Below are 20,366 nucleotides of genomic sequence, written 5' to 3' on the forward strand. Positions count from 1 at the left end.
GTCGTTAACGAATCATCAACCATAACATCGGCGTTGCCCGACCGCCCACGGAGGAGCTAAGCGCGGCATCGTGTCGAAATGCCGGCGCGGATCTTCGCCGGACGTATCATGCCCGCGGTCGACAAGATCGGCAGCAGGAGCGCTCTTCTGGCCCATCGGTTTCAGGCACGATGATAGGGGTGGCCGGAAAGGATGGTCGCGGCGCGATAGAGCTGCTCGGCGAGCATGACGCGCACCAGCTGATGCGGCCAGGTCGCGGCGCCGAAGGAAATCACCAGCTCGGCGGTGTCGCGCAGGGCCGGATCGTGCCCGTCGGCCCCGCCGATGGCGAAGACGAGGCTCTTGTGGCCGCCGTCGCGAAGGGTGGCGATCTTCTGCGCCAGGGCTTCGGAGGAAATGTTCCTGCCGCGCTCGTCGAGCAGGATAAGCGTGGCGCCCGGCGCGAGCTGGGTGCGCAGACGCTCGGCTTCCTCACGCTTGCGCTCGGCCACGCTCCGCGCGCGGCTTTCCGGCACTTCGGAAACGCCCGGGAATTCCAGCCCGACGGCCGGCCCGCTCTTGGCGAAACGGTCGAAAAAGCGGTCCGCCAATTCCTGTTCGGGGCCGGCCTTCATCCGGCCCACGGCGTGTACCGCAATACGCATGTCCAGACCTCAGGCGGAAGCGCTCAGTGAAGCGTCTCTTCCTCGAGGTCCGGTGCCAGCCACATCTTCTCCAGATTGTAGAACTCACGGACTTCCGGACGGAAGACATGGACGATGATGTCGCCCGAATCGATCAGGACCCAGTCGGCGCTGGCCAGGCCCTCGACGCGGGCCTTGCCGAAGCCGCCATCCTTCAGCGCCTTGAGCAGATTGTCCGCCACGGCGGCGACATGGCGGTGCGACCGGCCCGACGCGACGACCATGAAGTCGCCGAGGCTCGATTTACCCTGGATGTCGATGGGGACGATGTTTTCGGCCTTGGAGTCTTCGAGACTGGCAAGAACCGTCTTGAGGGCGCGGGACACGAAGTCGTTCATCCCGGCCGGCGAAGGCACGATATCGGCCTTCTTCCGTAGTGCTGTTCTCAGTGTCTTTCCTTTCGCGACAAGAACAACCAAATCACCCGACGAAGCAGGCGATACAACATAGATAGTCAGAGTTGGGTAACAGTTTCAAGACGCCTGCGATCGGCCAAATGTTCGATATGGACCGCCGCCGCCGACCGATGGTCGACGGCTCCCCGGGCGCCTCTACCTCCACGGAGGGAGGCGATCGGTCAATTCCGCAGGTTCGGCATTCCTGCCGCAGCCTCCCCGAATGCCGGTTCCGGATCCACCGCGCCGTGATGGTCGGCCGGGCCCTCGGACGGGAAGGCGAGATCAGCGGCCAGAGGCGCCTGCGCCGACATCGGCGCGAAGGGAGAGGGGATCTCCGGCTGCGCCGCCGGCGATTGTGTGAGCCGCCAGACGACGAAGGCGCAGAAGGTGGCGGCGATGGCGACCGCGACATACATGAAGGCTTCGGTACCGAAGGCAGCCGTCAACGCCGTCGCGGCGCCCTGGATCAGGAAGCCGGACAAGGACCACGCGAACAGCATCGTGCTCGAAAGCGCGACCAGATCCTCCTTGCCGGCGCGGTCGCCGGCATGGGCGCTGGCGATCGAGTAGATCGATTCCGTGGCGCCGCTCCAGATCATGAAGATCAGGACGACCGTAAGGAAAGGGGCGCCGATGGTCAGGCTGGCTGCCAGGCCGGCCAGCGTCACCACGGCCGAGGCGGCGACCAGGACGTAGCGGCGGTCGGTTCGGTCGGAGAGCCAGCCGAAGGGAAGCTGGATGAGGATGGTGCCGAGTTGCATCGACAGCAGCAGGACGGACACTTCGTTCTTGGTGAACCCGCTGTCCGTGGCATAGATCGGCGCGAAGCCGGCGACCATCATCGAAAGCCCGCCGACGGCAAGCATGCCGGCGAGACCGACCGGGGAGATGCGCCAGGCCTGGGCAATGGCGATGGAGGCGGATTCCGGCGCCGGCGGCGGCCGCAGGCTGGTCAGCCCGACCGGAATGATCGACAGGGCGGCGAAGCAGACCGCGACGATCGGCGCGGCCGGCGTGTCGATCGGGATGAAGCTCAGCGTCAGGGAGCCGAGGCCGAGCCCCACGATGTAGCAGATGTAGAAGATCGCCATGACGCGGCCGCGGATGGCGTTTCCCACGGCGTCGTTCAGCCAGCTCTGCGCGACGATGAAGAGACCGCAGATTGCGAAGCCGTAGAGCGCGCGCGAGGCCATCCAGAGCACCGGATAGGTGCCCGCGGCAAGGGCGGCATTGGACAGGATGATCATCGCCGAGACGGTCATGTAGGCGCGGGCATGCCCGACGCGTCGCACCATGGCGCCGGTCAGGAAGCAGCCGAGCATTCCCCCGGCCGACAGCCCCGTCAGGATCAGCCCCGCCCAGATCGGCGGAAGCCCTTCCGCGCCCAACCGCACGGGTACATAGGCGAAAAGCAGACCGTTGCCGACCGCCACCAGCGTCACCGAGACGATGACGCTGGTTATGGCGACAAGCGATGCGGCCGCCTCGCCCGCGCCGGTATCTTCCCGAGGCTTTTCGCGTAGTGTGGTCATGCGGCGGAGCTTCGCCGGCAGTGCGGCGACATGAAGCTGCAAAAGCGACATCGGCGCGCGCTGGACCACAGGGAAGAAGCCGGTGGTATGACCTGCGAGGAACGGGAATGCAGGGTGAAACGGATCTGGCCGTTCTGATCGGCGGCATGAAGCCACGGCTGCGCGACGGGGTCTATGTCTTTGCAACCCTGCCGCCGGGCCAGCCGGCGCCGCCCATGGTCGAACCCGTGATGGTCTTCCAGGAGGCCGAAGGCTGTACATTCATCCTGACAGAAGGGGACGCCGCAAAGCTGGGGCTCGACGTGACCTTCCGATGCCGCATGATCACGCTCGAGATCCACTCCGCGCTGGAAGCAGTCGGTTTCCTGGCGGCGATCACGACGCGGCTGGCGGCGTCAGGGATGGGCGTCAACCCGGTCTCGGCCTTCTATCACGACCATCTCTTCGTGCCGGCGGACCGTGCCGAGGAAGCGGTCGCGCTGCTGGAAGAGATGGCGCGGGAGGCGTGAGTGCTGCTCGCTTGCCGCTGGGCTACCCCTCATCCGACCTCGCTGCGCGAGGTCACCTTCTCCCACAAGGGGAGAAGGCCGGAGCCTGGCTTGGCCGGCTCTGCAAATCGTCAACGTCTGCGATTGGCCGAGACGCTGCTGCAGGGTGTTTCCTTCTCCCCTTGTGGGAGAAGGTGGCCGCGCGCAGCGCGGTCGGATGAGCAACCATGATTCAGGCGCTGGCATTTTGAGGGTTCCACGGCGTTCCTCTGGCGAGGACAGCGTTGGCCATGTGGACCAGCTTTCTGGCGCAAGCGACGATCGCCTGTTTGTAGGTCTTGCCCGCGTCGACCAGGCGTTTCCTGAAGGCCACGAGGATCGGGTTCCAGTGGTTGGCGGCCGAGAAGGCCGCCATGTAGACGGCCTTGCGCAGCCGCCGGCGTCCACCCGCGATGCGGCGCTGTCCGGCATGGGTTCCACTGTCGTGGTCGAAGGGGGCCACGCCGACGAGCGCCGCCGCCTCGGCTCGGCTCAAGCGGCCGAGTTCAGGCATGCGCACGACGAAGACCAGGGCGGTGATCTCGCCCAGGCCGGGGATGCTCAGCAGCAGGGCGAACCGCTTGGCCAGATCGGCATGGGCCTTCACCTTTGCAATGAGCTTGGCGAGCTCCTTGGACTTGCGCTTGCTCAACCGCCGGATCTCGGCCTCGAGGTAGCGCCGATGCGCCGGATCGCTGAAGCGGTCACGCCGGGTCTCGTGCCGGGCAATGTCGTCGGTGAGGGCGTCGATCAGCGTCATGTGCTCCTGAAAGGCCGCCAGCCGCGGATCGGCCGCCGCGCCGCCGCTGCCCAGCGCCGCCGTGGCGGCGAGGATCAGATGGGCATCGATCGCATCATTCTTGGCACGGCGACCGCGAAAGATGCGATAGCCGTGGACCTGACGCGGATCGAAGACCTTGACCGCGAAGCCCACCACTTCGAGCGCCGCTCTGACGGCGGCTTCGTAGTTGCCGCTCGCCTCCATGCCGACCCGTTCGACCCCGGCCGCCGTCAGCCGCGCCGCCAGCCGGCGGTGGCCGGCGGCGTCGTTGGTCTCCACAAAACGCTGCCCGTCGAAAACGGCAACGTCGAGCTTGGCCTTGGAGACATCCACACCGGCGCATTTCATGCTAGTATCGTTCATCTTCGTCGACCCAACCTTGCGTTAATGCGAACCAGGGTGTTCAAGCAACCATCCGGGTCCGATGAAGAAAGTCGACTGCGATCACGCTCATCCTCAGCCAGCAACGGCTCAGGGGTTTCCGATCCGACAATCGACCGGCTCTGCAGGGGTGGCCACCCCTGCAGAGCCAACTCCTCATCCATAGCAGGATTTCCTCATACAAGGGGTACTCCACGATCCGCCAATGTCGACGATCAAGCCCGCGACCGCGGGCCGCCGGTCGTCCGGCGCGCCCGCGCAGGGCCAGCCGCCGTCAGGCGGCGGAACGGCCCGTGAGCGATGCAATACCGCCCTTGAGCGACATCAAGCCGCCTGGCGCTTGGGCTGGATCAGCCCGCGCTCGACCAGGAGTTCGGCGATCTGCACGGCGTTGAGAGCGGCGCCCTTGCGCAGATTGTCCGACACCACCCACATGGCGAGGCCGTTTTCGACGGTCGAATCCTCACGGATGCGGGAGATGTAGGTGGCGTCCTCGCCGGCAGATTCGAGCGGCGTGATGTAGCCGCCGTCCTCGCGCTTGTCGATGACGAGGCAGCCGGGCGCCTCGCGCAGGATTTCGCGCGCCTCGTCGGCCGTGATCGGCTTCTCGAACTCGATGTTGACGGCTTCCGAGTGGCCGATGAAGACCGGGACACGCACGCAGGTGGCGGTCAGCTTGATCTTGGGGTCGAGCATCTTCTTGGTCTCGGCCACCATCTTCCATTCTTCCTTGGTGAAGCCGTCCTCCATGAAGACGTCGATATGGGGGATCACGTTGAAGGCGATGCGCTTGGTGAACTTCTTGGCCTCGACCGGATCGGCGACGAAGACGGCGCGGGTCTGGGTGAACAGCTCGTCCATGCCCTCCTTGCCGGCGCCGGACACCGACTGGTAGGTGGCCACCACGATGCGCTTGATGGTGGCGCGCTCATGCAGCGGCTTCATGGCCACGACGAGCTGCGCGGTCGAGCAGTTCGGATTGGCGATGATGTTCTTGCGGGAGAACTGGGTGATCGCGTCGGCGTTGACCTCGGGCACGATCAGCGGCACATCGGCGTCGTAGCGCCAGGCCGAGGAATTGTCGATGACGACGCAGCCCTGCTTGCCGATCTTCGGCGACCATTCCTTGGAGACGTTGCCGCCGGCCGACATCAGGCAGATGTCGGTGTCGGAGAAGTCGTAGCCGTCGAGCGCCTTCACCTTGAGGGTGCGGTCGCCATAGGACACTTCGGTGCCCACCGAGCGGCGCGAGGCGAGCGGCACGACCTCGTCGGCCGGGAAACCGCGCTCCTCCAGAATGTTGAGCATTTCGCGGCCCACATTGCCCGTGGCGCCGGCGATCGCAACCTTGAAACCCATGGCTTTCATCTCCTGTTCCCTCTCCGCTCGTTTCGCTTCGGGAACACCGCCGGCCGATGCGGGTTCTCGCTCCCCCGGCCTGACCCGGGGAGAGAGGGCGAGCTGGCCAAGGGATTCAGACGGTTTTGGTCGTCGTTTTTTTGGCCGGGGTTTTGGTCGAATGGAGACGCGCACGGTCGCTCTCTCCGGCATGGCCGGGGAAATCGACTGCAAAAAGCGCCATCAAAAGGCCGCGCATGGAGGTCTCCGTATCGACCGCGCCTTTTACGCGGTTTCCCGCAATAGTCAATCGAGCGATCGTGCCGCAGCCTGCCTGGCCACCACCGCTTCGTAGGCGGCCTGCAGGGTGGCGCGCACGGACGGTTCGCCTGCGCCGGCGGCGATACCGAGATGCTCCTGGCGCAGTTCGGCCATGAAGCGGTCCCAGAGCGGCTGTCCGCCTTCCTCGAGGAGCTGCGCCCGGATGCTGAGTTCGGGTGTGGCCGGCAGCCACCTGCGGCCCCAGGCGCCGAGCTGGGCAAAGACCGGAACCAGCGAGATCGCCATCTCCGTCAGGCTGTAGATGGCCTTCTGCTTGTGCGTCGGATCGTCCGCCTTGGTGAGCAGGCCGAGCTCGACCAGCGACTTCATCCGGTCGGCGAGGATGTTGGACGAGATGCCTTCCTCGGATCGCAGCAATTCGCGGAAATGCCGTTTCCCGCCGAAGATCATATCGCGCAGGATCAGCAGGCTCCATTTGTCGCCGAACACTTCGAGCGAGAGATTGATCGGGCATCCCGAGCGATGTGTCGCGTCCATTCCGCTACCTCGAAAAACCGGTTGCAAATCCGTATCAGTGATCATATGGTGCAACCAGTTTCATATTGCTATCAGTCTGTCGAAGCAAGCCGGAGGACGCAGATGCTGCTCCAGAACAAGACGGCCATTGTCTATGGCGGCGGCGGAGCGATTGGCGGCGCCGCCGCCAGAGCGTTCGCCCGGGAAGGGGCAAAGGTCTTTCTGGCCGGACGCAGCCTTGAAAAGCTAGAGGCAGTGGCCTGCGACATCGCGCGATTCGGCGGAGCGGCTGCCACGGCCGTGGTGGATGCGCTCGACGCGCAATCGGTCGAACGCCATGCCGAGGCCGTCGCGGAAGCCGCGGGCGCAATTGACGTGGCGCTGAATGCGGTCGGGATTTTCCATGTGCAGGGACAACCATTTGCGGAACTCTCGGTCGAGGACTTCATGCTTCCGATCGAAGCCTACACGCGGACGGTCTTCATCACCGCAAAGGCGGCGTCCCGCTTCATGGCTTGCAAGGGCTCCGGCGTCTTCATGATGATATCGACGCCGGGCGCGCGCCTGGCGGGCACCGGCTATCTCGGCTACGGCACGGCCTGCGCCGCGAAGGAGGGCATGGCCAGGCTGCTCGCCGCGGAGCTGGCGCCCGTCGGCGTCCGTGTGGTCTGCCTGCGGCCGCACGCCATTCCCGAAGCCTCCGCGAGAGGATCGCATAGCGAGAAGGTCTTTCGGCCGATAGCCGAGCGGGCCGGCCTCACCGTCGGCGAGATGCTTGAGGGAGCCGCGGAGGGCACGCTGCTCAAGCGCCTTCCCACCCTGGAGCAGGTGGCCGAAACGGCTGCCTTCATGGCGTCGGACCGGGCCGGCGCGATGACCGGCGTGGTTGCCAACCTGACATGCGGCGCCGTGGTCGACTAACCGGACAGTTACTGAAGCGATGACTTAACCATTGACCGCGACAGACCGATGCGATAGTTAAGTGATGGCTTCACAATTGACACCGAAACCAGGGTGAGTTCTGAAAAACGATGTCCCTGACGCTCCATTTCCATCCGCTGGCCTCGTTCTGCTGGAAGGCGCTGATCGCCTTCTACGAGAACGGCACGCCGTTCGAGCCTGTCATCGTCGACCTCGGCGATCCCGTCTCCCGCGCCGCGTTCCTCAAGCTGACGCCGGTCGGCAAGATGCCGGTGCTGCGTGATGACGCCCGCGACAGGACCGTGCCGGAATCGACCATCGTCATCGAGTATCTCGACCGGCTCTATCCGGGGCGGTTGCGGCTGATGCCGGACGAGCCCGAGCTTGCATTGCAGGTACGGCTCGCCGACCGTTTTTATGATTTCTACGTGCACGAGCCGATGCAGAGGTACGTCGCGGACTATCTGCGGCCGGCAGACCGCAGGGATCCCTATGGCGTCGACCAGGCGCGCGCCCGGATCGAAAGTTCCTACGCGATCATCGATGCCGACATGGCGACGAAGCCCTGGGCGGTCGGCGACGCGTTCACGCTCGCCGATTGCGCGGCATTCCCCGCGCTCTTCTACGCCGACAAGGTTTCGCCGCTCCGCGACCGTTTCCCGAATGTCAGGGCCTATCTCGACCGGCTGTCGCGGCGCGGTTCGGTGGCGCGCGTGCTCGAAGAGGCCAAGCCTTATTTCCACCTCTTTCCGGTCAAGGAGGTCTGATCATGTATCATGATCCGGCCCAGATCGACCGGATGTTCCAGGCTTTGGCCGATCCGGCGCGCCGCATCATGGTCGAGCGGCTGAGCCTTGGTCCGGCTTCGGTGAGCCAGCTCGCCGAGCCGCTCGACATGTCGCTTTCGGCGGTCATGCAGCATCTCCAGATCCTGGAGACCAGCGGGCTGGTCCACAGCGAGAAGGTCGGGCGCGTGCGCACCTGCCGGATCGAGCCGCAGGCGCTCGGAACCGTCGAGCGCTGGGTCAGCGAAAGACGGGCGACCTGGGAGCGCCGCTTCGACCGGCTCGGCCGGTTCCTCGCAGAGAATCCCGGGGAGCCCGAATAGAACCCCGAGCAACAGAAACAAGGGAGAGAATGATGACCAAGCGATCCGTCCATCCCGCCACCATCGTGCTCGAACGCGCCTACGAGGCTTCACCGGAGCGGGTCTTCGCGGCGTGGACGACGCCGGAGGCGCTTCTGCGCTGGGGATCGCCCGGCGACGACTGGGAGATGAGCTACGAGCGGTTCGAGTTCCGGGAAGGCGGCGGCGACCTTTGCCGCTTCGGCCCGAAAGGCGGCGAGGTCTATGTCAACGAGACCCGCTACTTCGACATCGTGCCCAATGAACGCATCGTTTCGGCCGGGTCGATGTCGTCGAGCGACAAGCGCCTCTTCGCCGGCATGCTCACGGTTGAATTCCATGCCGCCGGCTCCGGCTGCCGCATGGTGATGACCGAGCAGGGCGTATTCCTCGACGGATACGACCGGCCCGAGAACCATGAAGCCGGCTGGAGCCAGATGCTCGACCAACTCGGCGACGAACTGAAGCGCGGTCGCGCCGCGGCCTGAACCGACGGGGAAGAACATGACCGAACTCGCCAAGCCTCCCGTCAATCATGCCACGCTTGTCTTCGAGCGCAGCTATGCGGCGTCGCCCGCCAGGCTGTTCGCGGCTTTCGCCGACCCCGCCGCGCGCATGCGCTGGGGCGTGCCGTCGAGCAATGTCGAGCTCGTCTATGACAAGGCGGATTTCCGCGTCGGCGGGCTGGACGTCAGCCGGTGCGGTCCGCGCGGCAAGCTGATCTATCACGTCGAGGCGCGCTACCACGACATCATCCCGGGACAGCGCATCGTCTACTCGGAAGTCGTCCGCCAGGGAGAGTATCCGCTGTCCTTCGCGCTGATCACAGTCGACTTCGAGGCGACGGTAGGCGGCAGCCGGCTGGTCCTCACCGACCAGGTGGCCGCCTATGGCGGCGCAAGCATGATCGACGGCCACAGGGCAGGCCTCGAAGGCGCCCTCGACAACCTCACCCTGGAGCTCGAACGCGACGTGGCAGCCTGATCGCCGCGATGCGATCGACGCCGATCGAACAAACGAAGGAAGGAGAATGTCATGACGTTACCCGATATCGTTTCCCGCGAAGAATGGCTGGCCGCACGCAAGGCCCTGCTCGCCAAGGAAAAGGAGATGACGCGCGCCCGCGACGCGCTCAATGTCGAGCGCCGCATGCTGCCGATGGTCAGGATCGAAAAGGACTATGTCTTCGAAGGCTCCGCCGGCAAGGCCTCCCTTCTCGACCTGTTCGAAGGCCGGCGCCAGCTGATCCTCGGCCATTTCATGTTCGATCCGCGCTGGGAAAACGGCTGCCCCGGCTGTTCGGCCGGCGCGGACGAGATTTCGGACGGGCTGCTGGCGCATCTTCACAAGCGCGATACGACCTATGCCGCCGTCTCGCGCGCGCCGATCGCCAAGATCGAAGCCTACAAGGCAAAGAAGGGCTGGACCTTCCCCTGGTACTCGTCCTTCGGCAGCGACTTCAATTACGACTTCGACGTCACCATCGACGAGCGCGTGAAGCCGGCGGTCTACAACTACAAGACCAGAAAGCAGCACGAGGCTGCCGGAACCGGATATTATTTCGAGGGCGAGCCACCCCTCGAACAGCCCGGCACCAGCATCTTCCTGCGCGACGGCGACACGATCTATCACACCTATTCCACCTTCGGACGCGGCGCGGAGATGTTTGGAGGCTCCTACTACTGGCTGGATTTGACCGCGCTCGGGCGCCAGGAGCAATGGGAAGAGCCGAAGGGTCGCGCCGACCTGGTGCGAGAGGCCTCGCCGACTTTCGAGAATTGAACGCGTACCGGGAGGAAAGCATGAAACTCTACCAAAGCATCGGCCCGAATTCCTATCGCGTGCGCATCTTCATGGCCGAGAAGGGCATAGAGCTGCCCTCCGTTCAGATCGACTTCGCCAGGATGGAGCACAAGGCGCCGGAGTTCCTGAAGCTGAATTCGCTCGGCCAGGTTCCCGTGCTCGAGCTCGACGACGGCACCGTCATCACCGAGAGCATCGCCATCTGCCGATACCTCGAAGCGCTCCACCCTGAGCCGCCGCTGTTCGGCGCCGATGCGGTCAGCCAGGGAAAAATAGAAATGTGGAACAGACGCATGGAGCAGGAGGTGTTCGCGACCATCGGCAATGTCGCCCTCCACACCGACCCGTTTTTCAAGGAACGCTTGACCCAGGTGCCGGCCTTTGCCGAGGCTCAACGGGCTGACGTACCTCGCAAATGGGCCTGGCTCGACCGTGAGCTGGCCGACGGCCGGCCCTACATCGCCGGCGACGCCTTCTCGACCGCCGACATCATCGGCATGGTCGCGTCATGGCTCGGCGACGTGTTCGGAATGGTCATTCCTGATGGCCTCGACAATGTGGGCGCCTGGGACCGGCGGATGCGAGCGCGGCCGAGCTGGAACGCGTAGCCCTCAGCTGATGGAGGCGACAGGGCGGGACGGTTCCGCCCCCGTCGATGGCGCGCTGCAGCAGTGTTTCCCGCCGTTGATGGAGGCGAGCATCTCAGCGAGGTGCCATTTGTCGGCAATGAACCTCTGGATCCGCGGCGGCTGTGACGAGGGTATTCTCGTCCGGGAACGGCGGTGGCCCCGCGCCATGCGATTTCCTCATGGCGGGGGCCGCTGCGCTTAGCCCATGCGCTTCAATGCGTCAGCGAAATAGGGCCGGAAGGCCTGCGGGTGCTCGGACATCGGAAAATGCCCCAGCTCCGGCATGATCGTCAGTGTCGCACCGGCAATGGCATCAGCGGTGCGTCGCGCATCATGCGGCGTGCAGGTAAGGTCATAAGCCCCGACCAGCAGATGCACCGGCGTGCCGCTGGTGTCGATCAGATGCAGGCGCTCGATCAGGCTTGGGTCCTGCGTGTAGAAGGACAGGTCGCCGCGGAACACGCCGGGCCCAGACTGCATGAACATCCATAGTGTGGCCCAGCGGTTCTGGGCCGGTGCGTGCGGGGTGATGTTGGCCGAGACGAGGGCCGCTCCCATCTCGCCGCCATGGGCGTCAGGCCGATGGAACCAGTCGATATCGTACCAGGCGGGCTGGAAATCCGAGGCCTCGATGGCGATGAAGCCCGAGAAGCGCTCGGGGCGAAGTGCTGCGATCTGAAGCGCGATGCGCCCGCCCATCGAACAGCCGGCGAGGATAGGCTTGTCCAGCGAAAGGGCATCGGCCACCGCCAGCACGGTTTCGATATAGGATTCGGTGGTCAGCAGATATTCTTCCGTCTCGAAACCTTGCGGAGGCAGCGACTTGCCATGCCACGGCATGTCGAAGGCGATGAAGCGGTGCGAGCCGGTCAGGTCGGCATCGTTGAGGATATGCTGCCACTGGCGGGTGTCGGCGCCAGCCGTGTGCAGGCACAGAACCGGGCGGCCTTCGCCGGCCATCTCGACATAGATGCGCTGGGCGCGTCCGGCGACGGTGACATTGATATAGCGTCCGGTGATCGGTTCGAACCTCATGCCGGTCGTTCCTCATTGCCTTGAAGGCGGCCAAGCGCCATGAATTCCTTGAAGAAGCGCAGGTTCTTCACCAGCGTCAGGATGTCCCCGTCGATACGGCCGCGCCCGATCTTCACCAGCCCGAAAATGTCGTGGAACCCGGGTTTGGGGAGCGGTTCCCAGAAAGCTTCAAGTGCCGCCCTGTCGGTGCGCAACGCAAAGCGCCACGGCGTCCTGGTCGAGGGGCCAGGCGTGACCGACACCAGGCGCCCGTCGCGGAATTCAAGATAGAACGACTGGTCTTCGACCTCGATGAGGACGGTTTCGCAAAAGAGCCTTCCGAGGCGAAGGAGATGCGGCGTGGCGTTAAGCCGCTGCTGCATCGTCAACAGGGTTTCCAGCATGTGTCTTTATCCTCCGGCCGGCATCGACCTCGGCCGGCATCGACCTCTCCGAGGCGACGCGGCATCATCCCATCAAGGACAGGGAGCCTCCCTTGGCAATGCCGGCCGGGGTATGCCCTCATACCGCCAGGAGAAAGGGCAAAGAGGGGTATCGAGCGATACCGGCCGGGGCATTGGCGAGGCCGCGCGGGGCGTGGATAGTCGGGACAGTTCAGGGAGCAGGGAAAGCTCCCGATGGCATATCCGGGAGGAAAGGCATGCGCAACGTAACCATCGAAAACGTCACCGACGCCGTGATCGGGTCGCTGGGCCGGCACGGCGAAATCTCGCCGCGCCAGCGCGAGATCATGGCATCTCTGCTCAGGCATCTGCACGGCTTCTGCCGTGATGTGAAGCTGCAGCACCACGAGTTCCTGCAGGCCTGCGACTTCCTGGCCCGTGCGGGCAAGGTCTGCGACGACAAGCGGCAGGAGTTCATCCTTCTGGGTGACATCCTCGGCGTCGAGGTGCTGGTCGACATGCTCTCCAACCCGATCGACGGCAGTGAGAGCGAGTCCACCGTGCTCGGGCCGTTCTATCGCGAAAATCCGCCGGTCCTGCCCAAGGGAGCGTCGACCGTACAAAAGCATTTCGACGACGAAGAAAGCGTTCTGGTCGAGGGCTATGTGCGCGACACTGATGGCAAGCCGCTGGCCGGCGTCACGCTCGACATCTGGGAGGACGCGCCGAACGGCCTTTACGAGAACCACGATCCCGACCAGCCCGAATACAATCTGCGTGGCCGCTTCGAGACGGACGAGGATGGCCATTTCGCGCTGGGCGCGGTGCGGCCGGTTCCCTATCCGATCCCGGACAACGAGACGGCGGGCGAACTGATCCGCTACATGGGCCACCATCCCAACCGACCGGGGCACCTTCACTTCATCCTCGCCAAGGACGGATACCGCACACTGGTCAGCCAGATATTCGACGCCGACAGCCCGTGGCTGGACGAGGACTCGGTGTTCGCGGTGAAGAACAGCCTTGTCGCCAGGTTCGAGCCCGGCCGGCCCGGCGACGATACCGATCTCCACGTCCGCTTCGACTTCACGCTGAAGCCGCAGGCGGAAGAGAAGATGCTCGCGGCCGAATAGACTTCATCTCCCAAGCAATGATGCCGCGCCCTCCGGGGCGCGGCTTTTTCGTGTGCGCCAGTCACGGCGCGCAGAGCCGCGACTGGCCGCCGTCCGGGCCGCTGTGTGGCTGGGGCGACGCCGCAAGGCCCCCTTACCCGATCGTTGCCTGTCATGAGCGCGGCGCTTGCCATATGGGTGGCCCTTCGTCAGCTTGGAGCCGGGAGGACGCCGATGAACCTGAAGCAGATCGAATATTTCATCGCCCTTGCCGAGGAGCTGCATTTCGGCCGCGCCGCCGAGCGGCTCGGCATGGCGCAGCCGCCGCTTTCACGCCAGATCCAGCAGATCGAGAGTGATCTCGGTGCCCAACTCATCAATCGCGGCCGCAATGCCATTTCGCTCACCCAGGCCGGCGAACGCTTCTATGAGCGCGCCTCGGCCCTGGTGGCGGAACTGAACGACATCAGGCTGGAGATCCGGCGCATCGGGCAGGGGGCCGAGGGGCGGCTGCGCATCGGTTTCGTAGGCTCCGCCACCTACGGCATGCTGCCGACCATCCTGAAGTCCTTCCGGGCTTCATACCCGGAGGTGAACCTGTCGCTGGCGCCGATGAACAATGCACAGCTCCAGCGCTCGCTGGTCCGGCGCGACATCGACATCGCCATTGCACGGCCGGCCTTGAACGACAGCGAGATCGTCACCCGTAAGCTTATGGAAGAGCCACTCGTGCTGGCAGCACCGGACGCGTTGATCACGACGCCCGGACCGGTGTCGCTGCCCGATCTCGGCCAGCCGGCCTACATCCTCTATCCCGAATATCCGCGCCCTTCATTTGCCGATATCGTCATTGCCGCCTGCGAGAGCGTGGGCGCGGACACGGCGCGGCGGGTCTTCACCATGGATTTCCAGACGGCCATCGCGCTGGTGTCGGTGGGCGAAGGGGTTGCGCTGGTGCCCGCTTCGGTGGGCACTACCCAGCGCAACGGCGTGCGCTATCACGAGATCGCGGGGCTGACCGTGCGGACCGGAATTTCCGTCAATCACCGCGTCGACGAGCAGGGCATCCACGTCCACAATTTCGTGACGCTGGCGCAGAAAGTGGCGCGCAAGGTCGTCTGAGGAGGCGGCTCGGGATCAGGCGGTGCTCACCGCCATCCGCGAGCTGGAGCGGTCACGGCGATAGAACCTGATCTTGTCGGGATCGGGAGCAGTGCCGATGCCCGGTCCGTCGGGCACGGTAACGGAAAAGTCGCCATAGCACAGAGGTTCGGCGAGGATTTCCTCGGTGAGCAGCAGGGGGCCGAACAGTTCCGTCCCCCAGGCCAGTTCCGGCACCGTGGCGAAAAGCTGAACGGCAGCCGCCGTTCCAAGCCCGCTTTCCAGCATGGTGCCGCCATAGAGCCCGATGCCTGCGGCGCGTGCGATGGCGATGACCTCGGCGGCCGGCATCAGCCCGCCCGACTGGCAGACCTTGACGGCGAAGACGTCGGCGGCACGCTCAGCGGCTACGCGCATGGCGTCGGCGGGACCCTGGAGCACTTCGTCGGCCATGATGGCGATCTCGTAGCCGTGGGTGAGCGCGCGCAGACCGTCGAGGCGTTCGCGCGGCACCGGCTGCTCGACCAGCACGCAGCCGATCTCCTGCAAACCCTTCACCCCGTAGCGGGCCTCGGTCAGGCTCCACGCCTGGTTGACGTCGACGCGGATGGTGCCGCGGTCGCCGACCGCTCGGGCAATCGCCGCAACATGGGCGAGGTCGTCCTTCACCTTGCGCTTGCCGATCTTCAGCTTGAAATCGCGATGGCGGCGCTCGGAAAGCATACGCTCGGCCTCGGCGATGTCGGTCTCGCTGTTGCCGGAGGCGAGCGTCCATGCCACGGACAGCCGGTCGTGGATGCGGCCTCCGAAGAGTTGCGCGACCGGAACGCCGAGCCGGCGAGCGAGCCCGTCCCAGAGAGCGGTTTCCACCGCCGCGCGGGCCGCATGGTTGCCCTTGACCGCCCGCGCCATCAGCCCGAATGCGGCGGAGATGCGGTCGGCATCCTTTCCGAGCAGGACCGGGGCGATATAGGTGTCGATGGCGAGCTTGATGCTCTCCACACTTTCGGGACCGTAGGACAGGCCGCCGATGGAGGCGCCTTCGCCCCAGCTTTCCGATCCGTCGGAGAAACGGACATGCACCAGCACAACGGACTGGGTCATCATCGTCGTCATCGACAGCACGTGGCCGCGCACGGTCGGCACGTCGATGATGATGCTTTCGATCTGGTCGATGGTGGTGGTCACGTCACGCTCGTTTCTTCGATGCAGTCTCCGGTGGAGTTTCGAGGCGGAGCGGCCAATTGTCCAATACTCGGCAGGTCTGGCGCGATACCGCACCGCATCATGCCGCCACCTGTCCGTTGGCGACGCTGCGCGCGAAGCAGCGGGCGAAATCAAGGAACTTGAAAACCTGCGGGCTCTGGTTGTCGCTGCGGGCGCAGATCGACAGGCGGGTGCGGGCCTGTTCGTCGCTCAGATGGCAGAAGCTGACGCCTGGTCGGTTTGCGGCCTCGCAGCATGCCGGTACGATCGATATGCCTTCGCCCACCGCCACCAGGCTGATTGCGGTCTGGTAGTCCGGCGCCCACACGATTTCTGGCGGCTGAAAGCCGGCTCCGGCGCACAGGCTGAGCACCATGTCCGCGAAACAGGGGCGCGGCTTGCGCGGAAAGAGCACGAAAGGCCGATCCTTCAACGCCGCGAGGCGGATGGAGCAGCCAAGTTCCTTCGCCGCGCCTTCATGCACCGCGGCAACAAGCGGCTCCTCGACGAAGAGCTGCTGGCGCAAGGTGGCGTCATCGAGGCTCGGCCGCACCAGCGCCACGTCGATGGCGCGGGTGATAAGTTGCTCGTGGGACTCGGCGTTGTTCATGGCGCTGAGCCTGAGGTCCACTTCCGGATAGGCGGAGCGGAAGCGCTTGATGAGCGTCGGGAACGGGCCGTGCGTGGCCGAGCCGACGAAGGACACGCGCAGCACGCCGGAACCACCCTTGCCGATCAGTCGCACATCGCGCACGGCGCGGTCGAGCTGCTCGGCGATATAGCTCGCCCGCGTCTTCAAAAGGTCGCCGGCTTGCGTGAGCGCGATCTGGCTGCGGCTGCGGTCGAAAAGCTGGACATCGAGGTCGCGTTCGAGTTGTGCGATCATGCGCGACAGCGGCGGCTGGGCGAGGCCCAGCCGGTCGGCGGCGCGGCCGAAATGCAGTTCGCGTGCAACGGCGAGAAAATAGCGCAGCCGCCTGATATCGAAGGGCTGCGCCGTGTTCGCGCCGTCTTCGGCGCTCATCGGACCCTCTCCATGATCATGCCACCTCCGGCAGGCTGGCGAAGCGCCCGCCATGAAAGACGAGCGGCCGCGCCTGCGGGTCGCGGCGCATGGAATGGACATGGCCGATGACGATGACATGGTCGCCGGCCGCGACTTCGCTGTGCACGTCGGCCACGAAGATCGAGGCGGCATCGCCGATAACCGGCAGGCCGGCGAGTTCGGCAAAGGGCGCGGGCCCATCGAGGCGGGGTCTGCCGGCAAAATGCCAGGCGATGTCCTCCATCCCTTCGCGCAGGACGCTGACGGCGAAGGCGCCTGCGGCGCGCAATCTTGGGAGCATTCTGGCCGTGCCGGCAATGGAGATGGCGATAAGCGGCGGGTCGAGCGAGATCGACATGAAGGCGTTGGCTGTCATGGCATGGTCGCCTTGTCCGCAACGCGTGGAGATGACGGTGACGCCGGTGCTGAAACCGCCGCAGGCGTTCCGGAATTCGCGAGCGTCGAGAACGGAGGCCATCGTGGTCACGTCAACACCTCCAGGTCGAGGGGAGAAAGGGGTTGGACGGCAGCTTCCTGCACAAGGGCAAAGGCACTGGGCAAAAGGCCGAGCAGGGCGCGCGCCGCACCGACCTGGCCGCCGGCACGCAGGCCGCGTATGCGGGTGGAGGATATGCGCTCGCCTTCAGGGCAGGTCACGCCGTCGGCGATGATTACCCGGAAATGCGCGGCAAGCAGCGCCAGATCGCCGCTGCGTCCGCGCCCGAAGCGGAAATCCTCGCCGACATGGACCTCTTGAACATCGAGTTCGGCCAGGTCGTCGAGGAAGGCTTCGGCCGGGCGGGCCGCATAGTCGGGGGTGAAGCTGGCCACATGCACCCGGTCGACACCGAGCGCATAGAGACGCGATACCCTCTCCGCAAGCGTGCAGATCGGCCGTCCGCGCCCGAACGCCACCTTGGGCAAGGGGTCGAAGGTCTGGACGAGAGCCGCCATGTCCTGCGAGCGCGCCCGGCGCAACATGGCGCCGATCACTGCCTGATGGCCGAGATGGACACCATCGAAAGCGCCGATGGCGATGCAGGCGGCCGCAGCGCGCCTTCGTGCGTTGAGCGACGGCGGTGTTCGCATCCGGACTCCTCCTTCCCGACGCCGGCGGATGGTCGCCGAATACGTTCAAGCTGGCGAAGGAAGCGGCACGCGGCAATGCCCGCGCAGGTAAGGCACGATACCTTATCGGAAGGACAAGATGATGGGACAGTTCCTGCCGATCCAGCACGGGAGGACACCTTGGACCAGATCAACCCTACAGCCGCCCCCACCATCGACGCCTATGCGGGCAACGAGTTCCTCGAAAGCATCCGCGACGGCCGCGAGATCTACATCTATGGCGAGCGCGTCAAGGACGTGACCACCCATCCCGCGTTCCGCAATTCGGCGCGAATGGTGGCGCGCTGGTACGACCGCTTCCATGACAACGCGGCCGAAATCGGCGTGCCCTGCGACAACGGATCGGGCAAGGTGACGCATCCGTTCTTCCTCGGCTCGCGCAGTTCAGACGATCTCGTAAAGGCGAAGCAGGCGATCATGGATCTGCAGCAGCCCGCCTTCGGGTGGATGGGCCGCTCGCCGGACTACAAGGCGAGCTTCCTCGGCACGCTGGGCGCCAATTCCGCCTTTTATGGCGAGTATGCCCAGAACGCCCGCAACTGGTACAACCGCACCCAGGAGCGGCTCGACTACTGGAACCATGCCATCGTCAACCCGCCGATCGACCGCGACCGCCCGATCGAGGAGGTCGCGGATGTCTACATGCATGTCGAGCGCGAGACGGACGCGGGCGTGGTCGTGTCGGGCGCCAAGGTCGTCGCCACCGGCTCGGCGCTGACCCACTACAATTTCATCGCCCACTACGGCATTCCAATCAAGGACAAGAAGTTCGCCTTGATCTTCACCGTCCCGATGGATGCCGAGGGCGTGAAGCTCATCGCCCGCCAGTCCTATGAGGCGCAGGCCGCGGTAATGGGCAGCCCGTTCGACTATCCGCTGTCGAGCCGGCTCGACGAGAACGATTCCATCCTTGTCTTCGACAAGGTGCTGGTTCCGTGGGAGAACATTTTCATCTACGGCGACACGGAAAAGGTGAACGCCTTCTTCCCGGCTTCCGGTTTCGTGCCGCGCTTCACGCTGCATGGCGTATCGCGTTTCGCGGTGAAGCTCGACTTCATCGCCGGCCTGTTCTCGATGGCCGTCGAAGCGACCGGCTCCTCCACATTCCGCGGCGTGCAGGCGGCAGTGGGCGAAGCGCTGGCATGGCGCAATACCTTCCACGGCCTTGCCGACGCCATGGTCAAGTCGCCGATCCCCTGGCAGGGCACGGATGGCTACAATTTGCCCAACATGAACTACGGCCTCGCCTATCGGGTGCTTGCGCCGCTTGCCTATCCGAAGATCAAGGAACTGATCGAGCAGAACGTCGCTTCCGGTCTCATCTACCTGCCATCCTCGGTGGCGGATTTCGAAAGCCCGGCGATCCGCCCCTATCTCGACCGCTTCGTACGCGGCTCCAATGGCTATGCGGCAATCGACCGGGTTAAGCTGCTGAAGCTTCTGTGGGACGCCATCGGCTCGGAATTCGGCGCGCGCCACGAACTCTACGAGCGCAATTATGCCGGCAATCAGGACAACCTGCGCATCGAGACGCTGCTGGCCGCGCAGGCGACGGGCGAACTGGAAATGCTCCAGGACATGGCGCGGCGCTGCATGGCAGAATACGACCTCTCCGGCTGGGTAGCCAAGGATCTCGTCAATCCGGGTGATGTCTCGGCCCTGCGCAGGCTGGCCACGACGTAAGCGGCTGCCCGCCGCCGGGACCCGGCGGCGGGCATTCTCCCAAGCAGAATTTCGTTGGCAAGCCAACGAATCGCCTGCTTGGATTCTTCTTTTGCCGCAGGTTCTCGCCGCAAAACCGCGGAACACTTTTGCCGAACCTGCTCAGGTTGCAAGTGAGTGACATCATCAGCTTGTCAGGCGAAGCATTTTGTTGTACATACACAGTCATGGACGGCACACCGCTACATGAACTGACGCTGATCGGGGCGGCCTGCCTCGGGCGTGCGGCGCGCCGGACGGCCAATCTGGTGACGCGCGCCTACAACCAGCATCTGGCGTCGCTCGGCATCGAGGTCACGCAGTTCACCATCCTGTGCACCATCGCGCTCGCCAAGGCGAAGTCGGCTTCGGAACTGGCCGAGATGGTGGGCGTCGAACGCTCGACGCTGGCGCGCAATCTCGACAGGCTTGTCGCCGCCGACCTCGTCGCCGCCGAAAAAGGCGACGGCCGGCGCGTCACCCATCGGCTGACGGACAAGGGCCTGGACATGGTGGCGGCGGCGCTGCCCTTGTGGCGCGACGCGCAGAACGATCTCCTGGCGCGACTGCCCGCCGACAAGGACGACGATATCCGCGAGGATTTCAAACTGCTGCGCCGCGCCGCGCGGGGCGTCCTGGCGCCAGCCTCCTGAACAGCCATGCGCGACCAAGCCAAGGCTCCACTCCGTTTATTAATGTGTATATACAACGCTGGTCGCGCGGCCGGCGTCACCCGTC

At 65.0% G+C, this 20,366-nt stretch carries 25 protein-coding genes; 12 read left to right on the top strand and 13 right to left on the bottom strand.

What is annotated here, in order from left to right; all coding sequences use genetic code 11:
- Positions 1 to 161: 161 nt before the first annotated feature.
- The 3 genes from rlmH to JN280_RS06955 all read right to left on the bottom strand — a co-directional run bounded on the left by rlmH (position 162) and on the right by JN280_RS06955 (position 2,613).
- Positions 162 to 644, bottom strand: coding sequence for a 23S rRNA (pseudouridine(1915)-N(3))-methyltransferase RlmH (gene rlmH / locus JN280_RS06945; protein WP_202310985.1), 483 nt, complete (start codon positions 642 to 644; stop codon positions 162 to 164).
- A gap of 23 nt (positions 645 to 667) precedes the next feature.
- Positions 668 to 1,039, bottom strand: a complete 372-nt coding sequence (gene rsfS, locus JN280_RS06950; protein WP_202310987.1) for a ribosome silencing factor — start codon at positions 1,037 to 1,039, stop codon at positions 668 to 670.
- A gap of 221 nt (positions 1,040 to 1,260) precedes the next feature.
- On the bottom strand, positions 1,261 to 2,613 hold the full coding sequence (locus tag JN280_RS06955) for an MFS transporter (RefSeq protein WP_202310997.1): 1,353 nt from the start codon (positions 2,611 to 2,613) through the stop codon (positions 1,261 to 1,263).
- A 107-nt stretch (positions 2,614 to 2,720) separates the two neighbouring features.
- On the opposite strand from JN280_RS06955, the gene JN280_RS06960 reads away from it, so the two are divergent.
- The gene (locus JN280_RS06960) at positions 2,721 to 3,122 is read left to right on the top strand and encodes an ACT domain-containing protein (protein ID WP_202310998.1); all 402 of its coding nucleotides are present in this window, start codon (positions 2,721 to 2,723) and stop codon (positions 3,120 to 3,122) included.
- Between the two features lie 211 nt (positions 3,123 to 3,333).
- Here the strand turns inward: JN280_RS06960 and JN280_RS06965 are convergent, their stop codons facing one another.
- From JN280_RS06965 to JN280_RS06975, 4 genes are all read right to left on the bottom strand, one after another.
- Positions 3,334 to 4,284, bottom strand: coding sequence for an IS110 family transposase (locus JN280_RS06965; RefSeq protein WP_202304435.1), 951 nt, complete (start codon positions 4,282 to 4,284; stop codon positions 3,334 to 3,336).
- A 342-nt stretch (positions 4,285 to 4,626) separates the two neighbouring features.
- The gene (locus JN280_RS06970; protein WP_202311000.1) at positions 4,627 to 5,661 is read right to left on the bottom strand and encodes an aspartate-semialdehyde dehydrogenase; all 1,035 of its coding nucleotides are present in this window, start codon (positions 5,659 to 5,661) and stop codon (positions 4,627 to 4,629) included.
- Positions 5,662 to 5,776: 115 nt separating this feature from the next.
- Positions 5,777 to 5,899, bottom strand: a complete 123-nt coding sequence (locus tag JN280_RS39950; protein WP_274609068.1) for a hypothetical protein — start codon at positions 5,897 to 5,899, stop codon at positions 5,777 to 5,779.
- Positions 5,900 to 5,946: 47 nt separating this feature from the next.
- Positions 5,947 to 6,459: a winged helix-turn-helix transcriptional regulator gene (locus JN280_RS06975; RefSeq protein ID WP_202311001.1), complete on the bottom strand. Its 513-nt coding sequence runs from the start codon at positions 6,457 to 6,459 to the stop codon at positions 5,947 to 5,949.
- Between the two features lie 102 nt (positions 6,460 to 6,561).
- Here JN280_RS06975 and JN280_RS06980 point away from each other — a divergent pair, with 102 nt between their 5' ends.
- The 7 genes from JN280_RS06980 (at position 6,562) to JN280_RS07010 (ending at position 10,896) form a co-directional block, all read left to right on the top strand.
- Positions 6,562 to 7,359, top strand: a complete 798-nt coding sequence (locus JN280_RS06980) for an SDR family NAD(P)-dependent oxidoreductase (protein WP_202311002.1) — start codon at positions 6,562 to 6,564, stop codon at positions 7,357 to 7,359.
- Between the two features lie 110 nt (positions 7,360 to 7,469).
- On the top strand, positions 7,470 to 8,126 hold the full coding sequence (locus tag JN280_RS06985) for a glutathione S-transferase family protein (protein WP_202311004.1): 657 nt from the start codon (positions 7,470 to 7,472) through the stop codon (positions 8,124 to 8,126).
- 2 nt (positions 8,127 to 8,128) lie between these two features.
- Positions 8,129 to 8,467 (top strand): ArsR/SmtB family transcription factor, encoded by a 339-nt coding sequence (locus tag JN280_RS06990; RefSeq protein WP_202311006.1) that lies wholly within the window; start codon positions 8,129 to 8,131, stop codon positions 8,465 to 8,467.
- A 32-nt stretch (positions 8,468 to 8,499) separates the two neighbouring features.
- Positions 8,500 to 8,973, top strand: coding sequence for an SRPBCC family protein (locus JN280_RS06995; protein WP_202311007.1), 474 nt, complete (start codon positions 8,500 to 8,502; stop codon positions 8,971 to 8,973).
- Between the two features lie 16 nt (positions 8,974 to 8,989).
- Positions 8,990 to 9,469 (top strand): SRPBCC family protein, encoded by a 480-nt coding sequence (locus tag JN280_RS07000; protein ID WP_202311008.1) that lies wholly within the window; start codon positions 8,990 to 8,992, stop codon positions 9,467 to 9,469.
- Between the two features lie 51 nt (positions 9,470 to 9,520).
- Positions 9,521 to 10,267, top strand: a complete 747-nt coding sequence (locus JN280_RS07005; RefSeq protein WP_202311009.1) for a DUF899 domain-containing protein — start codon at positions 9,521 to 9,523, stop codon at positions 10,265 to 10,267.
- A 20-nt stretch (positions 10,268 to 10,287) separates the two neighbouring features.
- Entirely contained in the window at positions 10,288 to 10,896 is a 609-nt protein-coding gene (locus JN280_RS07010) for a glutathione S-transferase family protein (RefSeq protein ID WP_202311010.1), read from the top strand.
- Positions 10,897 to 11,115: 219 nt separating this feature from the next.
- Here the strand turns inward: JN280_RS07010 and JN280_RS07015 are convergent, their stop codons facing one another.
- Positions 11,116 to 11,952 (bottom strand): alpha/beta fold hydrolase, encoded by an 837-nt coding sequence (locus JN280_RS07015; protein ID WP_202311011.1) that lies wholly within the window; start codon positions 11,950 to 11,952, stop codon positions 11,116 to 11,118.
- Entirely contained in the window at positions 11,949 to 12,335 is a 387-nt protein-coding gene (locus tag JN280_RS07020) for a hypothetical protein (protein WP_202311012.1), read from the bottom strand. Before JN280_RS07020 ends, JN280_RS07015 begins: the two co-directional genes overlap by 4 nt.
- 257 nt (positions 12,336 to 12,592) lie before the next feature.
- Here JN280_RS07020 and JN280_RS07025 point away from each other — a divergent pair, with 257 nt between their 5' ends.
- Positions 12,593 to 13,468, top strand: a complete 876-nt coding sequence (locus tag JN280_RS07025) for a dioxygenase family protein (protein ID WP_202311014.1) — start codon at positions 12,593 to 12,595, stop codon at positions 13,466 to 13,468.
- 213 nt (positions 13,469 to 13,681) lie between these two features.
- Entirely contained in the window at positions 13,682 to 14,569 is an 888-nt protein-coding gene (locus JN280_RS07030; protein WP_202311016.1) for a LysR family transcriptional regulator, read from the top strand.
- Between the two features lie 15 nt (positions 14,570 to 14,584).
- Here JN280_RS07030 and JN280_RS07035 read toward each other — a convergent pair whose 3' ends face one another.
- The 4 genes from JN280_RS07035 to JN280_RS07050 form a co-directional block, all read right to left on the bottom strand.
- Complete coding sequence (locus JN280_RS07035; RefSeq protein ID WP_202311018.1) at positions 14,585 to 15,736, bottom strand: muconate cycloisomerase family protein; 1,152 nt, start codon at positions 15,734 to 15,736, stop codon at positions 14,585 to 14,587.
- 97 nt (positions 15,737 to 15,833) lie between these two features.
- Positions 15,834 to 16,778, bottom strand: a complete 945-nt coding sequence (locus JN280_RS07040; protein WP_202311020.1) for a LysR family transcriptional regulator — start codon at positions 16,776 to 16,778, stop codon at positions 15,834 to 15,836.
- A gap of 16 nt (positions 16,779 to 16,794) precedes the next feature.
- Positions 16,795 to 17,277, bottom strand: a complete 483-nt coding sequence (locus JN280_RS07045; protein ID WP_244743484.1) for a flavin reductase family protein — start codon at positions 17,275 to 17,277, stop codon at positions 16,795 to 16,797.
- Between the two features lie 5 nt (positions 17,278 to 17,282).
- Positions 17,283 to 17,888, bottom strand: a complete 606-nt coding sequence (locus JN280_RS07050) for an FAD synthetase family protein (RefSeq protein ID WP_202311024.1) — start codon at positions 17,886 to 17,888, stop codon at positions 17,283 to 17,285.
- Positions 17,889 to 18,047: 159 nt separating this feature from the next.
- Between JN280_RS07050 and JN280_RS07055 the strand changes: the two genes are divergently transcribed.
- Entirely contained in the window at positions 18,048 to 19,610 is a 1,563-nt protein-coding gene (locus tag JN280_RS07055) for a 4-hydroxyphenylacetate 3-hydroxylase N-terminal domain-containing protein (protein ID WP_202311026.1), read from the top strand.
- Between the two features lie 206 nt (positions 19,611 to 19,816).
- On the top strand, positions 19,817 to 20,281 hold the full coding sequence (locus JN280_RS07060) for a MarR family winged helix-turn-helix transcriptional regulator (protein ID WP_202311027.1): 465 nt from the start codon (positions 19,817 to 19,819) through the stop codon (positions 20,279 to 20,281).
- Positions 20,282 to 20,366: the final 85 nt, after the last annotated feature.

This window comes from Mesorhizobium sp. L-8-10, from assembly GCF_016756635.1.
GTDB lineage: Bacteria > Pseudomonadota > Alphaproteobacteria > Rhizobiales > Rhizobiaceae.

Excerpts from the sequence above, each read along its gene's own strand:
- rlmH (WP_202310985.1), bottom strand. The coding sequence starts at position 644 with ATGCGTATTGCGGTACACGCCGTGGGCCGGATGAAGGCCGGCCCCGAA.
- JN280_RS06955 (WP_202310997.1), bottom strand. The coding sequence starts at position 2,613 with ATGACCACACTACGCGAAAAGCCTCGGGAAGATACCGGCGCGGGCGAG.
- JN280_RS06960 (WP_202310998.1), top strand. The coding sequence starts at position 2,721 with ATGCAGGGTGAAACGGATCTGGCCGTTCTGATCGGCGGCATGAAGCCA.
- JN280_RS06965 (WP_202304435.1), bottom strand. The coding sequence starts at position 4,284 with ATGAACGATACTAGCATGAAATGCGCCGGTGTGGATGTCTCCAAGGCC.
- JN280_RS06970 (WP_202311000.1), bottom strand. The coding sequence starts at position 5,661 with ATGGGTTTCAAGGTTGCGATCGCCGGCGCCACGGGCAATGTGGGCCGC.
- JN280_RS39950 (WP_274609068.1), bottom strand. The coding sequence starts at position 5,899 with ATGCGCGGCCTTTTGATGGCGCTTTTTGCAGTCGATTTCCCCGGCCAT.
- JN280_RS06975 (WP_202311001.1), bottom strand. The coding sequence starts at position 6,459 with ATGGACGCGACACATCGCTCGGGATGCCCGATCAATCTCTCGCTCGAA.
- JN280_RS06980 (WP_202311002.1), top strand. The coding sequence starts at position 6,562 with ATGCTGCTCCAGAACAAGACGGCCATTGTCTATGGCGGCGGCGGAGCG.
- JN280_RS06985 (WP_202311004.1), top strand. The coding sequence starts at position 7,470 with ATGTCCCTGACGCTCCATTTCCATCCGCTGGCCTCGTTCTGCTGGAAG.
- JN280_RS06990 (WP_202311006.1), top strand. The coding sequence starts at position 8,129 with ATGTATCATGATCCGGCCCAGATCGACCGGATGTTCCAGGCTTTGGCC.
- JN280_RS06995 (WP_202311007.1), top strand. The coding sequence starts at position 8,500 with ATGACCAAGCGATCCGTCCATCCCGCCACCATCGTGCTCGAACGCGCC.
- JN280_RS07000 (WP_202311008.1), top strand. The coding sequence starts at position 8,990 with ATGACCGAACTCGCCAAGCCTCCCGTCAATCATGCCACGCTTGTCTTC.
- JN280_RS07005 (WP_202311009.1), top strand. The coding sequence starts at position 9,521 with ATGACGTTACCCGATATCGTTTCCCGCGAAGAATGGCTGGCCGCACGC.
- JN280_RS07010 (WP_202311010.1), top strand. The coding sequence starts at position 10,288 with ATGAAACTCTACCAAAGCATCGGCCCGAATTCCTATCGCGTGCGCATC.
- JN280_RS07015 (WP_202311011.1), bottom strand. The coding sequence starts at position 11,952 with ATGAGGTTCGAACCGATCACCGGACGCTATATCAATGTCACCGTCGCC.
- JN280_RS07020 (WP_202311012.1), bottom strand. The coding sequence starts at position 12,335 with ATGCTGGAAACCCTGTTGACGATGCAGCAGCGGCTTAACGCCACGCCG.
- JN280_RS07025 (WP_202311014.1), top strand. The coding sequence starts at position 12,593 with ATGCGCAACGTAACCATCGAAAACGTCACCGACGCCGTGATCGGGTCG.
- JN280_RS07030 (WP_202311016.1), top strand. The coding sequence starts at position 13,682 with ATGAACCTGAAGCAGATCGAATATTTCATCGCCCTTGCCGAGGAGCTG.
- JN280_RS07040 (WP_202311020.1), bottom strand. The coding sequence starts at position 16,778 with ATGAGCGCCGAAGACGGCGCGAACACGGCGCAGCCCTTCGATATCAGG.
- JN280_RS07045 (WP_244743484.1), bottom strand. The coding sequence starts at position 17,277 with ATGGCCTCCGTTCTCGACGCTCGCGAATTCCGGAACGCCTGCGGCGGT.
- JN280_RS07050 (WP_202311024.1), bottom strand. The coding sequence starts at position 17,888 with ATGCGAACACCGCCGTCGCTCAACGCACGAAGGCGCGCTGCGGCCGCC.
- JN280_RS07060 (WP_202311027.1), top strand. The coding sequence starts at position 19,817 with ATGGACGGCACACCGCTACATGAACTGACGCTGATCGGGGCGGCCTGC.